1 protein-coding gene is annotated in these 1,084 nt (G+C 26.9%); it reads right to left on the reverse strand.

From position 1 onward, the window contains the following. Positions 1 to 535: 535 nt before the first annotated feature. On the reverse strand, positions 536 to 826 hold the full coding sequence (locus tag MBORA_RS00050; RefSeq protein ID WP_156482678.1) for a hypothetical protein: 291 nt from the start codon (positions 824 to 826) through the stop codon (positions 536 to 538). Between the last annotated feature and the right edge of the window lie 258 nt (positions 827 to 1,084).

Consider the following 1,084-nt stretch of genomic DNA (forward strand, 5'->3'; position numbering starts at 1 on the left):
AAGAAGGATAAAAATATGACTTTAACTAAATCCGATATTTCTCAAAGAAGAAAATTGCTTAATCATATTTGCTGTGTTAGACATGAATGAAGACTTTATTGATGGAATTTACAATGATCCAGATAGACCTGGTCTTTATAAAAGATATTCAATGCTGGCAGGTGATACTAGCATCTGTGATGCACCATAATAATTGGATACAGTGAAAAACAACTAAAAGAATTAAATAATCCTCACCTCAATAGATTAAAAAAGGAATTAATCAGATTTATCATGCATAGCAGATACACAAACAGATTTCATATTAACATCCACAATAAACAATAGCAGGATGGGACATGAAATTTTTTAATTTTTCATAGAATTTTTTTTATTTTAAAAATTTTTTGCAATAATTTTATTTTTCAGTTGTTTTCTATTGTTTATTTCGTTGTATATTCTCTTTTTAAGTTGTGTCCTATTGTGTATAGTTTAAATTCTGTATTTATTTGTTTTAAGTCTGTTGTTGTGAATTTTGTTAGGTTTATGTTTTGTTTCATGTTTTGTAAATGGTAGTTTCTGCTGTTTTTTTGAGCGTATTTTTGTAGATTTTTTTTGGGGGGGGCTTTTGTGGTTTTCTATTTTTCTTTGCATTTTTATTTTTTTTTGGGAAATGTTTTCCATAGTCGCTGATTATTCTGTATCGTTGTTTTTTTACTGCAATATTCTTGTACTGGGCAGTTTTTGCATTCTTTGGTTCAATGTGTGATTCTTGTTTTGTTTTTGTATTGGTATTCGCTTTTTTTTCTATAGTGGTTGACCAATTGGGGCGGATATAGGTCATCATTTTCGTGATCATAGTTGATAATTAATCTTTGGAAAAATGGTTTTTTTTCGGACAATATTTACTATTTTTTTTCTTTTCTGGGTGTCCGCCAAAAATCTAAAATTAATTTTTAAAACTGATTAAAACTACTTTATAGTTATTTACTAAACTTTTATTATAGATGAGTGACAAATAATATATTATGTCTGGAAAATCAAAAATAAATCTATTTAATAAAATGAGTAAAGAAGAGTTAAACAATGAAATGAGTCAATATGT

It is taken from the genome of Methanobrevibacter oralis, from assembly GCF_001639275.1.
GTDB lineage: Archaea > Methanobacteriota > Methanobacteria > Methanobacteriales > Methanobacteriaceae > Methanocatella > Methanocatella oralis.